Here is a 12993-nt window from a genome sequence, read left to right as displayed (position 1 = left end):
TTATAGATCTTGTAATGGTGCGTCGGCAGTACGGGCACCCAGCACGCCGGTCAGTACTACATACGTTAACGCGGCAGCGGCAATCCCTACCAGCGGCGCGACCCACGGTGAACTGAACGCAGCCACGGTGCCGACTGCGTAAGCGGCCAAGCCAGACCAGTTGAACGCCGGCAACCGGGCGTCGGCCAGACGTGGATAGTGACCACGATAGCGGTAGAAGAAGTCCGCCATGATCACGCCGCCAATCGGCGGAATCACGGTACCCAGCAAAATCAGGTAGGGCACCAGCAGGTCGTACATGCCCAGCAATGCCAGCAATGTGCCGATCACCGCGCCCGCCAGGGTCACGGTTTTGCGACGGCCGGTGCGCAGCAGGTTGCAACCGGCGACGGCGAAGTTGTAGATGGTGTTGTCCTGGGTGCTCCAGATATTGAGCAGCAACATCGCCATCGCTGCCATGGCGAAGCCTTGCAACAGCAACACTTCGACCACGTCCGGTTGCTGGTAGACGATGGCGCCATAAGCACCGATCAATACCATCAGGCCGTTGCCGATGAAAAAGCCGATCAGGCTCGCCAGCACCGCGACGCGTGCCGAACGGGAGAAGCGCGTCCAGTTAGTCGCCTGGGTTGCACCGCTGACGAAGGTGCCGAACACCAGGGTAATCGCGGTCGACCAATCCAGTGTTCCCGTCGGGACTACTGCGAGCAAACCGTCGAGCCCGCCGACCTTCACCGTGGCCACCCACATCGACAGCATCAGCAGCAACATCATTGCCGGTACGGCGATGTACGACAGAATCTCCAGCCCGCGATAACCGACATACGCGGTCGCGCAAAACAGCAGGCCGAACAGCACCATCAGCCCCAGAACGGTGCCCTCGCTCAATTCGAAATACTTGCCCAGCACCACGGCGGCAGTGGCGGTGCCCCAGGCGTACCAGCCGATCTGGGTAAAGCCGAGGATCAGATCGCTGAGCTTGCTGCCCACTTCACCGAAGCAAAAACGTCCCATCAGCACCGAATTCAGACCGCTCTTGAAGGCGATGTAACCCAGGCTGGCGGCGTAAATCCCCAGCAGCAGGTTGCCGACGACGATCACCGCCATCATCTCGCCGAAGCTGAACGCCACACCCAGCTTGCCGCCGGCAAACATGGTCGCGGTAAAAAAGGTGAAACCCAGCAGGACCATGGCCGTTGATGCCAGGCCTTTGCGGGCATGCATCGGGACTTCGCTGAGGGGGTAGTCGTTGCCGGGATCGTTCTGCGTCATGGGGCGTTCCTTGCTGAATGAGTGACGCGGGGGTGTGTTGCAGTGGTCGTGCCAAGCGTGGGGTGGTGCAGTTATTTATAGCCGAGCGGGGGGATTTGGCGCGGGGAGGCACAAAAGCGGTGCACCTGAAGGAACAAAGAACCCATGTGGGAGCGGGCTCGCTCGCGAAGGCGGAGTGTCAGTAGACACTTGTATTGACTGACACTCCGCCTTCGCGAGCAAGCCCGCTTTGATCGTTCCCACGCTCTGCGTGGGAATGCCTCAATGGACGCTCCGCGTCCGCTTCGGCAGGGACGCGGAGCGTCCCGGGCTGCATTCCCACGCAGAGCGTGGGAACGATCATCATCAATCAGCCGAAGGGAGGAACCGAAGGAGCGCTGCGACGATCGCTTCCGGCGCATCTTCCTGAACCAGATGCCCGGCATTCGCAATCGCCTGAAACCGCGACCCGGGGATCATCTGATGCAACGCCTGCCCACGCTCGATGGGAATCCACTGATCGTCTTCCCCCCACAGAATCTGTACCGGACAACGAATCGTCGGGTACAGCCCTTCGGCCTCACGGGTATAGCGCTCGTCCATCTGCGCGATCTGCCGATAGAACGCCGCTTGTCCCGGATCGCCGAGCCACGGCTGCACGTAAGGCGCGAGTTCATGATCAGGAATCTCGCGCTTGATCGCCCCGCGTATATAGGCCGGCACGATCACCCGCTGAATGTAATCGGGCAGGCCACTGAACGCCGCCTCATGCTGGCGCACATGCTGCACAAACGGCGAACCCCAGGGCGTCAGCGCCACGGGATCAATCAGCGTCAGGCTGCGGTAATCCTTGCCGTTCAGCAGGTGAGCACGCAGAGCGGTGGCGCCGCCGAAGTCGTGAGCGACCACGTCTGGCCGTTCCAGGCCCCAGTGATCGAGCAAATGAGCCAGCAGGTCGTTCTGCACGCCCAGCGACACATCGCCCTCGATTTTCTCCGATAGCCCATAACCCAGCAGGTCAAAGTAATGCACCCGATGGGTGGTGATGAAGTGCGGCGCAATCCGGTGCCACACGTAAGAAGAAAAAGGCGTGCCATGCACGAACACCAACGGAGGACCGTCGCCCCTTACGGCGTAACGAACGGAGCGCCCATTGAAGCGATAGGTCTGAGGCAGCGGCCAGTCAGTCATTGGGGGTGTCCTCTTGGCGTGGGGAAGCCAAAAAGCATAGGCATAAAAAAACAGCCGATGAAGGCTGTTTTTATATTCACTGACGAAACGCAGTTCACTGTGGGAGTGAGCCGCCCGGAGCCGGTTCGCTCCCACAGGGATTTTGTTGTCTTTTAAATCAGCTTACTCGCCGTGATAGATGCAGCCGCTGGTGCACGTCTCGTGGATACGGATCGCGCTGAGTTCCGGCAGCAGTGGCTTCAATTCCTTCCAGATGAACTTGGCCAGCACTTCACTGGTCGGGTTTTCCAGGCCAGGAATGTCATTCAGGTAGTTGTGGTCCAGGCGCTCATAGAGCGGCTTGAAGATTGCCTTGATTTCCGAGAAATCACGGATCCAGCCCGTGTGCGGATCGAGGTCGCCGCTCAGGTGGATCGCCACTTTGAACGAGTGACCGTGCAGGCGGCCGCACTTGTGGCCTTCCGGCACGTGGGGCAGGCGGTGGGCGGATTCGAAGGTAAATTCCTTGAAGATTTCCAAAGTGATTTCAGCTCTGTCAGGTGGCGATCGCCGTGGCGATGTGGGCAGGCGGCGAGTTTAACAGTTTGCGTTTGGCGTTGCGGGAAAACACTGACTAAAGGGTCAGCAAGCGTTCCCCAAGACGACCGCTGGCAGCCAGTTCGAGGAACTCATCGCCCATGCGACGGCTTTCATCCATCGTCGTGCGCCAGTATTTCTGCCGGCTCGGGGCATCGCCCATGAAGCGTTTGAAGTCGTTGCGGTCCGGGAGTTTGCCGTAGGGCAGGCGCGCCAGGTAATCCTTCGACGGCGCCAGCAACAAGACATCCTGCAAGCGCGCAGGACACGCGCGGCGCCACGGCAGGGTCTTGTCGAACCAGCCGGGAATCACCCGGTCGGTGAAATGCGGATAGAGCACGATGTCGTTGCCGCTGTAGGGCAGGTCGAGGTGATAGTCCAGCAGACCGCCATCGCGAAACGTCCCGGCACCGGCACCCGGTAAATCACGTACGCCTTCCATTACCATCGGGATCGAGCCCGACGCGAGCAAGGCCTGGCGCAGGTTGCCGGCCTCCAGCGCAACGAAGCGCGAGGGGAAGTCGTTGAGCGCATTGACCGGCGGTGCCAGGCGCGGATCGTGAATGATCAACCGCTCAAAATGCCGCGACAGGCGCGCCCGGCCGCGCAGGTTGTCGGCGATCACCGATGACAGGCCCAACCCCAGTCGGCCGCGATGATCGTCGGCCAGCAGGCCGTGGCTTTTGACCACCATGATGTTCAGGCGGTAATGGGCGTTGTCCAGAATCGACGCATCGCGGCCGTCGAGCAGCTCATCGAGCATGCGCCGGGAGCTCTGGCTGATCTGCGCCATGGTCACGCCCTTGGCGAAGTTCTGCTCGGTGTAGAGGTGACCGAGGCGGCGGATACCTTCGGCGGCATCCGGCAGACACGCGCTGGCGAAGCGCCAGGAACCCACCGACGCACCGATCAACGAGCGCTCCCGCGGTGCCGCCGGCAGCCATTCGCCGAACAACGCCAGGTCCAGGCCTTGAATCCCCAACGCCTTGGGACCACCGGCGGCACCCGGCAGTGTGCCGACATCGGCGGCGCTCAGACCGCTTTCACGAATGCGCGCCAAGGCGCGAGGACCGGCCTTGAGGGTCAGGGAAGGGAACTTGATGTGGATGGCGGTCATACCGGTCTCGAATGCAGGCAAGCGGTGCGGATTATGTGGGAGCGGGCTTGCTCGCGAAAGCGGTGTATCAGTCGATATTTAATGTTGAATGACACACCGCTTTCGCGAGCCCGCTCCCACAGGGTTTTGTGTATGCCGGTGATGTCGCGTTGTCATCACCAATGATGGCAATTCAGTTTCAATTAAGTTCGCCCCGTTAAGGTGCACTCCGTAGGCAACACATAAAAAAACTCGGAGACACCCCATGAAAACCCTGACTGCCCTGTTCACCGCGTCCATCATCGGTATGACCGCCAGCATCGCCCACGCTCGCGACCTCGGTCCCGACGAAGCCCTGAGACTGCGCGACGCTGGTACCATTGTGTCTTTCGAGAAGCTCAACGCTACCGCCCTGACCAAACACCCGGGTGCCACCATCACCGAAACCGAGCTGGAAGAAGAGTACGGCAAGTACATCTATCAGGTCGAAATGCGTGACCCTCAGGGTATCGAGTGGGATCTGGAATTGGACGCCGTCAGCGGGCAGGTTCTCAAGGATCATCAGGATACGTAATGAACGTAAATCTATGCGCCAGAGGTCGAATGGCCCTGGTGCTTCTGGCTTTTTGCTCGGTGGTCATGGCTCGCGACCTGGATCAGGACGAGGCCCTGCGCCTGCGCCAACAGGGCGTGATCCTGCCGCTGGAGCAGCTGTTGCAGCAAGCGCTGGACCGCTATCCCGGGGCCAAATTGCTGGAAGCCGAGCTTGAAGAGAAACACGACGTCTACATTTATGAAGTCGAATTGCTGACCAGCGAAGGTGTGGTCCGCGAACTGGACCTCGACGCCATTACCGGCCAGTTACTGAAAGACAAGGAAGATTGATCGATGCGTTTGCTCCTGGTGGAAGACCATGTGCCGCTGGCCGACGAACTGATGGCCGGCCTCAACCGGCAGGGTTACGCCGTGGACTGGCTGGCCGACGGTCGCGACGCGGTGTATCAGGGCAGCAGCGAGCCCTATGACCTGATCATCCTCGACCTCGGCCTGCCGGGTTTGCCAGGGCTCGACGTGCTGACGCAATGGCGGGCCGCTGGCCTGTCGACGCCCGTGCTGATCCTCACCGCCCGTGATTCCTGGGCCGAACGGATCGAAGGCCTCAAGGCCGGCGCCGACGATTACCTGACCAAACCCTTCCACCCCGAAGAACTGCACTTGCGCGTCCAGGCGCTGTTGCGCCGTTCCCATGGCCATGCCAACCAGCCGACGCTCAAAGCCGCCGGGCTGCACCTGGACGAAGGCCGCCAATGCGTGACCCGCGACGGCGCCGACATCCAGCTGACCGCCGCTGAATTTCGCCTGCTGCGTTATTTCATGCTGCACCCCGAGCAGATTCTTTCCAAAAGCCACCTCGCCGAACACCTTTACGACGGTGAAACCGAGCGCGACTCCAACGTGCTCGAAGTCCACGTCAACCACCTGCGGCGCAAACTCGGGCGCAGCGTCATCGAAACCCGTCGCGGCCAGGGTTACCTGTTCGGCGGGCAAGCCCAGTGAGGTCGATCCAGCGCCGCTTGAGCCTGGGTTTGATCAGCGTGATGGTGATCGTCGGCCTGGTGCTGGCGCAGACCAGCCTGTGGCTGTTCGAAATGGGTTTGCATCGCTACCTCGAAGCCGGGCTGCGCAACGACAGCGAAAACCTGTTGGTGGCGCTGGTGCGTGGGCCGCAGGGTTTACAGCTGGACGAGCGACACCTGTCGCCGGCCTATCAGCGACCGTTTTCCGGGCATTATTTCCGCATCGATTTTGCCGACAAGCATTGGCGTTCCCGTTCGCTGTGGGATCAGGAACTGCCGCGCCTCGACCATGCCGGCCTGCACAGCAACCTGCAATTGGGGCCGGAAGGCCAGCAATTGCTGGTGCTGCGTTCAGACTATCGACGGCTCGGCCAATCGATTTCGATCAGCGTGGCCCAGGATTACACGCCAGTGCGCGAGAGTTTCCGGCGCATGCAGCAAGTCGGTCTGGGGCTTGGTTTGGCGGGGCTGCTGCTGATTCTGCTGCTGCAACGCATCACCGTGCGCCGCGCCTTGCGCCCGCTGGAAAAGGCCCGTGAGCAGATCGCCCAGTTGCAGCAGGGCCAGCGCTCGCAACTTGATGATCAGGTGCCGGTAGAGCTTGAGCCGCTGGTGGCGCAGATCAACCATTTGCTGGCGCACACCGAAGACAGTCTCAAGCGTTCGCGCAATGCGCTGGGCAACCTCGGTCACGCCTTGAAAACCCCGCTGGCGGTGTTGTTGAGCCTGGCCTCAAGCGAGAAGCTCGATGCGCAGCCAGAACTGCGCAAGGTCATTAAGGCGCAGCTGGAACAAGTCCAGCAGCGACTCAATCGCGAGCTCAATCGTGCACGGTTATCCGGCGATGCGTTGCCGGGGGCGCTGTTTGATTGCGATGCCGAATTGCCTGGGTTACTGGCGACCTTGAACATGATTCATGGCGAGCATCTGGACCTCAGCTATAGGGCGCCGAAGGGGTTGCAACTGCCTTGGGATCGCGAAGATTTGCTCGAACTGCTCGGTAACCTGCTGGACAACGCCTGCAAGTGGGCGGATGCCGAAGTTCGGTTGAGCGTGGTCGAGACGGCCGAAGGGTTTGAGTTAAGCGTGGAAGACGATGGGCCGGGGATTCCCGAAAACCAGCGCGATCAGGTGTTCGGCCGGGGTACTCGGCTTGATGAACAAACGGATGGGCATGGGTTGGGATTGGGGATTGTGCGGGACATCGTCGATACGTGGGGCGGGGTGTTGCGGCTGGAGGAGAGTGAGTGGGGCGGGTTGAAGGTTGTAATCGAATTACCTCGTCGATGATCGTTCCCACGCTCCGCGTGGGAATGCATCCCGTGACGCTCTGCGTCACATCCCAAAGCGGAACGCGGAGCGTCCCTGGCGGCATTCCCACGCGGAGCGTGGGAACGATCGGCGTCAGGTCAAACCCTGAACTGATCCATCAAGCTCTGCTGCTGATTCGCCAGGCTATTGAGTGACTGACTCACCCGCGCCGATTCATTGGCCTGTCCCGACAGCGACTCTGTCACATCCCGAATCGTCGCCACGTTGTTGTTGATCTCCTCGGCCACCGCGCTTTGCTCTTCCGCGGCGCTGGCGATCTGCAAGTTCATGTCGCTGATCACCGTCACCGCCTCACCAATCTGGCGTAGCGCCGTCACCGCCTGACCGACCTGTTCGACACTGCCCTGAGCCTGACGATGGCTGTTGTTCATCGAGCCGACCACGTCCTGAGTGCCACTCTGCAACTGCTCGATCACCAGGCGGGTTTCTTCGACGGACTCCTGGGTCCGGCGTGCCAGGTTGCGCACCTCATCGGCCACGACGGCAAAACCGCGTCCGGCTTCACCGGCACGAGCGGCCTCGATGGCGGCGTTCAGCGCCAGCAGGTTGGTCTGCTCGGCGATGGCGCGAATCACTTCCAGCACCGAACCGATCTTCTCGCTGTTGGCGGCCAGGCCTTCGACTTGCACCATCGCCGCGCTCATGTCGGCGGCGAGGTTGTCGATGCTGGTGGTGGTGCGGTCGATCACGGTCAGACCGCGACGGGTGGCCTGATCCGCGTCCCGCGCTGCCTGTGCCGCTTGCGCTGCGCTGCGCGCGACGTCTTGAGCGGTGGCGCTCATTTCGTGGGAAGCGGTCGCGACCTGATCCACCTGACGGTATTGCTGCTCCATGCCGGCGCTGGTCTGGGTGGCGATGGCGGACGACTGATCCGCCGTGTTGCGCGCGTCCTGCACCGAGCGTTTGACCTCGGCAATGATCGGTTGCAGCTTGTCGAGGAAGCGGTTGAACCAGCCGGCCAATTGGCCGAGTTCGTCCTTTTTGTCGTAGGCCAGGCGGCGGGTCAGGTCGCCTTCGCCGCTGGCAATGTCTTCGAGCATCTGCGCCACACCCAAAATCGGTTTGGTCACGCTGCGGGCCATCAGCCACACCAGCAACAGGCCAATCAATGCGGCCAGTACACCCAGGCCGAGTTCGATCAGGGTGCCGGCGGTGTTGCTTTCATCGAGTTGCTTTTTCAACGCTTCGGCGGGGCCGACCAAAACTTTCTCCGGCACCTCGAGCAACACGCCCCAGGACTTGCCACCGGGAATCGGCTGGAACGGCGACAGCACTTTGAGCTGTTGATTGCCGTGCAGGCTTTCGGTCTTGCTGCTGGCGGCGAGCATGCGGATCAGCTCGGCACCGTTGGTTTTGTCCACGGCGTCCAGGCGCTGGCTGAGTTTGCTGGCGTCCGGGCTGTAACCGGCCAGCAACCCGACCGAGCTGATGATGCTGACGTTGGTCTGGCCGTCATAGAGCTTTTTGCTCGCGCCCTGGCTGATGGCTTGCAGGCTGTTGAGGTTGATGTCCACCGACAGCGACGCGATGACCTTGCCGTTGACCATCAGCGGGAAAACGATGCTGGTCATCAGCACGTTGTGGCCGTCGATCACGTAGAAGTAAGGTTCGATCACGCAGGGCTTGAGGGTCGTGCGCGGGCAGGTGAACCAGGCGTTGGCCGGTTCCCCGCTCGGGCCGGTGGTGGTGTCGGCCATGTCGCTTTCAGGAAGCGCCATCGACGTCACCTTGCCAGGCACAGGTTGCGACCAATAGAGCGCGAAACGGCCCTTGTCGTTGCTGCCCAGCTCGGCCTGGCCGGCGAACAGATCGTCCTTGCCGTCCAGCGCGTTGGCTTCGAACACCAGCGAGAGGCCGAGCAGGTCGGGGTTGGCTTGCAGGGCCGACTTGACCTGACGCGTCAGGTCCTCACGCAGGTCAAAGGCATCGAGGAAACGCTTCTCGGCCTGGTCGCGCAGGAACAGCACCTGACGCGAAAAACCGTGGCCGTATTGATAGGCGTCCATGAACTGCTGGCGAATCCCCAACGCCTGGTTTTCACCCTGGGATTCGATCCGGGCCTGGGCTGCCTCGGTGAGCATCTCCATGCTGGAGGCTTTCACCATCTCGGAGCTGTGCTCCATGCGATACAGCGAAAGACCCACCAGCAGGGTCACGATGCCGGCCAGGCACAGCCCGGCCAGCAGGGTGATTTTCCATTGAATGGAAAGTTGTCTGAGCGACATGGAGACGTCCTTATTCGATATTTATCTGAGACTTTGCACTGTAACGGCCGCAATTCGGCTTTCTTTATGCCGCAATCCGAATAAGGCTCGCCGCTGATTTTGTGGCGAGAGTGCTTACCTGTGGCGAGGGAGCTTGCTCCCGCTCGGCTGCGAAGCAGTCGCAAAACCTGCCGATGCGTTGTGGCTGACGGAATGCAGGGGGTCGCTTCGCAACCCAACGGGAGCAAGCTCCCTCGCCACAGGTCATCATAAGGAGTGACACATCATCACCGGCCACACGCTTTGACACCGGGCCGACTCTGCGGCAAAGTGCGCGCCCTCTAATAAAACCCCCACATTCCATCCGCTGGCGGCTCTTTGCAGACTGCCGGCCGGGCTCTTCCGTTTGCCTTGAGGTAACGATGATTAATGCTGTAATTGCTGCGGTCGGCGTCATGCTGATCCTCAGTCTGTCCCGCGTGCACGTCGTAATCGCGCTGATCGTAGGTGCCCTGGTGGGTGGTTTGACCGGTGGCCTGGGCGTCGACGCCACACTCAAAGCCTTCAATAGCGGCCTCGGTGGCGGTGCGACAGTCGCGTTGTCCTACGCATTGCTTGGCGCTTTCGCAGTGGCCATTGCCAAGTCCGGGCTGGCGCACGCGCTGGCAGACAAAGCCTTGCTGATGGTCGATCGTCAGCACGCCAGCGGTGGCCGTCAGGTCAAATGGCTGTTGATCGGTTTGCTGTGGGTGGTGGCCATCGCTTCGCAGAACATCCTGCCGATACATATCGCCTTTATTCCGCTGCTGGTGCCGCCGCTTTTATATGTGTTGACCAAGCTGCAGCTGGACCGCCGGTTGATTGCCTGCGTCATGACCTTCGGTCTGATCACGCCGTACATGTTCCTGCCCGTGGGCTTCGGCAACATTTTCCTGAATGAAATCCTGCTGGCCAACGTCGCCCGTAGCGGGGTGGACATCAGCGGCATCAACGTTACCCATGCCATGGGGATTCCGGCCTTGGGCATGGTCGTCGGGCTCGCGGCAGCGTTTGTCAGCTACCGCAAGAAGCGCGTCTACGATCTGGAAAAGATCGAGCAAGTCGAACAGGTCGCGGTGCAGTACAACCCGCTGAGCCTGATGATCGCCGGTCTGGCCATCGCGGTGGCGTTCATCATTCAGCTGTTGCTGGACTCGATGATCATCGGTGCGCTGGCGGGCTTTCTGATTTTTTCGGTGTCAGGCATCGTGAAGTGGCGTGAAACCGACGACCTGTTCACCGAAGGCATGAAAATGATGGCGATGATCGGTTTCATCATGATCGCCGCCTCCGGTTTTGCCGAGGTGATGAAAGCCACGGGTGAAGTGCAGACACTGGTCGAAACATCGGCTTCGTGGATCGGCCACAGCAAAGGCATTGGCGCGTTGCTGATGTTGTTGGTCGGACTGTTGGTGACCATGGGCATCGGTTCGTCGTTCTCCACCGTGCCGATCCTGGCCGCGATTTTTGTGCCGTTGTGCGTGCAACTGGGCTTCAGCCCGATCGCGATCGTGTGCATCGTCGGCACTGCCGGCGCGCTGGGCGACGCCGGTTCGCCCGCGTCGGACTCGACCCTCGGCCCGACCTCGGGCTTGAACATCGACGGCCAGCATCACCACATCTGGGACACCGTGGTCCCGACCTTCCTGCACTACAACCTGCCGTTGCTGGCGTTCGGCTGGGTAGCGGCGATGGTCCTCTAAGCCGGCCCACCACCGATCGTTCCCACGCTCTGCGTGGGAATGCCTCAACGGACGCTCCGCGTTCGGCTCTTGATGGGACGCGGAGCGTCCCGGGCTGCATTCCCACGCAGAGCGTGGGAACGATCAACAAGAGCCGCATTCAACTTTTGATGCTGCGTGCCGTTAAAGCCTCTAACCACGCCAATAAAATCAAAAGAGTGAACCGTCATGCGCATGAGCCTGAAGGCTAAAGTCCTGTCCCTTGCCGTCCTCCCGGTGTTGCTCTTTGCGCTGGTCATCAGCCTGACCACGTTGTTCATTCTGCAGGAGCAGGCCCGCAAGGAAGTCGAGGAAACCCGTCAGCGCCTGCTCAGCGATGCCAAGGCAACCCTGCAAAGTTACGTCGCCGTGGCCATGACCACGATCAAACCGCTCTACGACGCGGCCGCCCCCGGTGATGACGCGGCGCGGGCCCAGGTGGTCAAGTTGCTGTCGAGCATCACCTATGGCAAGGACGGCTACTTCTTCGGCTACGACTCCAACACCGTGCGCCTGTTCAAGGCCAACAGCCCGGAAGGCGTGGGCCAGAGCTTCAAGGACAACCGCGATCCGAACGGCGTCTACGTCAACCGCGACCTGGTGAAAGTTGCCAAGGACGGCACCCACTACCTGCAATACAGCTCGACGCTGCCCGGCAACACCCAAGTGCTGGTGCCGAAACTCGGCTACACCGAATACCTGTCGAAGTGGGACATGGCGGTCGGTACTTCGGTCAACCTCGACGGCATCGAAGCGCAAGTGGCGCTGGTCGAAATCAAGGTCCAGGAGCGCATGCAAGGCGTGGTGCTGAGCATCGTCGGGATTGCCGTGGTGGTGCTGTTGGTGATTGCCGCTGCCGGGATGCTGCTGGCCAACACCATCTTGCGTCCGCTGAACCTGATGAAAGCCAACCTCGATGACATCGCGGCGGGCGAGGGCGACCTGACGCGTCGCCTGACCATCACCAGCCAGGACGAACTCGGCGAACTGGCCGGCTCGTTCAACCGCTTCGTCGACAAGATCCATGGCCTGGTACGGCAGATCACCGAAATGACTTCGCAACTGACCGGGCTGGTGAATCAGGTCTCCGACCAGGCGCAGCGCTCGGATCAGGCCATGGAGCGTCAGCGTCACGAGACCGATCAGGTCGCCACGGCGATCAACCAAATGTCCGCCGCGGCTCAGGAAGTGGCGAAAAGTGCGCAAAACGCCGCTGTGGCTGCCCAGCAGACCGACGAAGAAGGCCAGGCTGCCAAGCGTGTGGTGGCCGGCAGCATCGTGAAGATTCATGCGTTGGTGGACGATATTCGCAGCAGTGGCGTGTCGCTGGACAGCTTGCAAAAAGACGTGTCGTCGATTGTCAGTGTACTCGGCGTGATCCGTTCGATTGCCGAGCAGACCAACCTGCTGGCGCTCAACGCCGCCATCGAAGCCGCCCGTGCCGGTGAGGCCGGGCGTGGTTTTGCGGTGGTGGCCGACGAGGTTCGGGCGCTGGCCAGTCGCACGCAAATCAGCACCCAGGAAATCCAGGGCATGATCGATCGCTTGCAGGCCGGCACTCAGTCGGCGGTGGAAGCGATGCGCCGTTCCAGCGAAGCCGGGGACGGCACTTCGGCCCAGGCCAACGAAGCGGGTGCCTCGCTGGACACCATGGCCCAGCTGATCGGCACCATCAACTCGATGAACGCGCAGATCGCCAGCGCCGCCGAAGAGCAGACCGCCGTGGCCGAAGAGATCAACCGCAGCGTGCATCAGATCGCTGTGGCCGTAGACAGTGTCGCCGACGAAACCCAACTCGGCGCCCAGACGTCCCGCAGCCTGGCCGACCTCGGTCAGCGGCTGGGCAAACTGGTGGGCCAGTTCCGTATCTGACGGACGATGCCTTTGTGGCGAGTGGGCTTGTGTGGCGAGGGGGCTTGCCCCCGTTGGGCTGCGCAGCGGCCCCAAAATCTTGCGAGCGCTGCGCACTCGAACGGGGCGATGCGGCGTTCCGACAAGCCCCCTCG

The 12993-nt window shown here is 61.3% G+C and carries 11 protein-coding genes and 2 pseudogenes; 7 read left to right on the top strand and 6 right to left on the bottom strand.

The window, feature by feature from the left end; translation table 11 throughout:
* The 4 genes from codB to PFAS1_RS02465 all read right to left on the bottom strand — a co-directional run bounded on the left by codB (position 1) and on the right by PFAS1_RS02465 (position 4135).
* Positions 1–1272, bottom strand: coding sequence for a cytosine permease (gene codB, locus PFAS1_RS02485; protein WP_076028073.1), 1272 nt, complete (start codon positions 1270–1272; stop codon positions 1–3).
* 345 nt (positions 1273–1617) lie between these two features.
* Positions 1618–2442 carry an alpha/beta fold hydrolase gene (locus PFAS1_RS02475; RefSeq protein ID WP_076028071.1) on the bottom strand — a complete coding sequence of 275 codons (825 nt, stop codon included), beginning with the start codon at positions 2440–2442 and terminating at the stop codon, positions 1618–1620.
* Positions 2443–2604: 162 nt separating this feature from the next.
* The gene (queD, locus tag PFAS1_RS02470) at positions 2605–2961 is read right to left on the bottom strand and encodes a 6-carboxytetrahydropterin synthase QueD (protein ID WP_008152165.1); all 357 of its coding nucleotides are present in this window, start codon (positions 2959–2961) and stop codon (positions 2605–2607) included.
* A 94-nt stretch (positions 2962–3055) separates the two neighbouring features.
* The gene (locus tag PFAS1_RS02465) at positions 3056–4135 is read right to left on the bottom strand and encodes a hypothetical protein (protein WP_076028070.1); all 1080 of its coding nucleotides are present in this window, start codon (positions 4133–4135) and stop codon (positions 3056–3058) included.
* A 244-nt stretch (positions 4136–4379) separates the two neighbouring features.
* Between PFAS1_RS02465 and PFAS1_RS02460 the strand changes: the two genes are divergently transcribed.
* Genes PFAS1_RS02460 through PFAS1_RS02445 form a run of 4 tightly spaced genes read left to right on the top strand, consistent with a single transcriptional unit; the run spans position 4380 to position 6981 of the window.
* Positions 4380–4688 carry a PepSY domain-containing protein gene (locus PFAS1_RS02460; protein WP_074878570.1) on the top strand — a complete coding sequence of 103 codons (309 nt, stop codon included), beginning with the start codon at positions 4380–4382 and terminating at the stop codon, positions 4686–4688.
* Complete coding sequence (locus PFAS1_RS02455) at positions 4688–4999, top strand: PepSY domain-containing protein (RefSeq protein WP_074878568.1); 312 nt, start codon at positions 4688–4690, stop codon at positions 4997–4999. The genes PFAS1_RS02460 and PFAS1_RS02455 overlap by 1 nt, the downstream gene beginning before the upstream one ends.
* Positions 5000–5002: 3 nt before the next feature.
* Positions 5003–5671 carry a response regulator transcription factor gene (locus PFAS1_RS02450; protein ID WP_008152159.1) on the top strand — a complete coding sequence of 223 codons (669 nt, stop codon included), beginning with the start codon at positions 5003–5005 and terminating at the stop codon, positions 5669–5671.
* Complete coding sequence (locus tag PFAS1_RS02445; RefSeq protein WP_076028069.1) at positions 5668–6981, top strand: sensor histidine kinase; 1314 nt, start codon at positions 5668–5670, stop codon at positions 6979–6981. The genes PFAS1_RS02450 and PFAS1_RS02445 overlap by 4 nt, the downstream gene beginning before the upstream one ends.
* A 119-nt stretch (positions 6982–7100) precedes the next feature.
* On the opposite strand, the gene PFAS1_RS30290 is transcribed toward PFAS1_RS02445, so the two are convergent.
* On the bottom strand, positions 7101–7805 hold the full coding sequence (locus PFAS1_RS30290; protein WP_418329265.1) for a methyl-accepting chemotaxis protein: 705 nt from the start codon (positions 7803–7805) through the stop codon (positions 7101–7103).
* A gap of 201 nt (positions 7806–8006) precedes the next feature.
* Positions 8007–8063 (bottom strand): annotated as a pseudogene (locus PFAS1_RS30285) (hypothetical protein); the annotation flags it as partial.
* A 1589-nt stretch (positions 8064–9652) separates the two neighbouring features.
* Between PFAS1_RS30285 and PFAS1_RS02435 the strand changes: the two are divergent.
* The 3 genes and pseudogenes from PFAS1_RS02435 (at position 9653) to PFAS1_RS30275 (ending at position 12859) form a co-directional block, all read left to right on the top strand.
* Positions 9653–10969, top strand: a complete 1317-nt coding sequence (locus PFAS1_RS02435) for a Na+/H+ antiporter family protein (protein ID WP_198044965.1) — start codon at positions 9653–9655, stop codon at positions 10967–10969.
* A gap of 207 nt (positions 10970–11176) precedes the next feature.
* Positions 11177–11953: pseudogene (locus tag PFAS1_RS30280) on the top strand (cache domain-containing protein); the annotation flags it as partial.
* Between the two features lie 84 nt (positions 11954–12037).
* Complete coding sequence (locus PFAS1_RS30275) at positions 12038–12859, top strand: methyl-accepting chemotaxis protein (RefSeq protein WP_371922184.1); 822 nt, start codon at positions 12038–12040, stop codon at positions 12857–12859.
* The last annotated feature ends 134 nt before the right edge of the window (positions 12860–12993 follow it).

The sequence above is a fragment of the Pseudomonas frederiksbergensis genome, assembly GCF_001952935.1.
In the GTDB taxonomy this organism is placed as follows: Bacteria; Pseudomonadota; Gammaproteobacteria; order Pseudomonadales; family Pseudomonadaceae; genus Aquipseudomonas; species Aquipseudomonas frederiksbergensis.
The sequence above is the reverse complement of the archived record's forward strand: the minus strand, read 5'-3'. Positions and strand labels throughout refer to the sequence as shown.